Source organism: Enterobacter sp. HMSC16D10 (genome assembly GCF_001807145.1).
GTDB lineage: Bacteria > Pseudomonadota > Gammaproteobacteria > Enterobacterales > Enterobacteriaceae > Enterobacter > Enterobacter roggenkampii.
This window is the reverse complement of the sequence record NZ_KV787856.1, coordinates 1-888: the sequence shown is the minus strand read 5'-3', so window position 1 is coordinate 888 and position 888 is coordinate 1. Positions and strand designations below refer to the sequence as shown.

Annotated in this window: 1 protein-coding gene; it reads right to left on the bottom strand. The window is 38.5% G+C overall.

What is annotated here, in order from left to right:
• Nucleotides 1-43: 43 nt before the first annotated feature.
• Nucleotides 44-888 (bottom strand): GGDEF domain-containing protein (locus tag HMPREF3143_RS26235; protein WP_254668422.1); only part of this gene is annotated, 845 nt, incomplete at its 5' end.

Here is an 888-nt window from a genome sequence, read left to right as displayed (position 1 = left end):
AAAAAAAACGGCACACTAGCGCGTAAAGCGTCATCAAAAAAACTCAAATAGCGCTATATACAATCACTTTATTACGCCCCTCTCTCTTAGCTTGATAAAGAGCATCGTCAGCATTTTTCAGCAAAAAATCGATCCCACCAAGAGGATCATCTTGTGTTGCCACACCAGCAGATACGGTGACACGCAAGTTATTAGGGAAAACAGTACGTTCAATAACACTCCTAATACGCTCCGCAACACACTCCGCTGTTACCACAGATGTATTCGGCAGAAAAACAACAAACTCTTCTCCACCAAACCGACAAATAATATCTTCACTACGGCAACAAGACTTAATAATCTGAGCCAAAGAAACAAGCACCTCATCTCCGACCCCATGCCCGAAACTATCATTTATTTTTTTAAAAAAATCAACATCAATAGCAATAACTGAAGCTCCTGCCCCATACTTGTTATTCTGTATTTTAGTTGAAAACCCCAATCTATTGTTCACGCCGGTAAGGGGATCTTTAAGCGCCACCTCATTTAAAGAATCAACCCTTTCCATCATTACCTTAACATGCGTAAAAAGTGCCTTTTTAAGTCGATCAGCTTCGGCATACCAAGCATTGATAGCTTTAATATAAACTAACGAAGCCCCTATATCTTTAGCATTGGTAGATATAGCAAGCTTTTCTAAAGGAAGTGAAATACGGGAGGCAATGAAATATGAAAGAAGTGAAAATGCAATAATTATTACAATTAGCAGAACAAGTACACTTTTAGCATAAGTAATAAGAATAGTAGTCGCGCTTTCAGCATGGCTATAAACCAACACATTCCAAGCAGTATTTTTCACATGAGCATAACCCAGAAGATATCTATTCCCCGAAAAAAAAAATTCCCCCT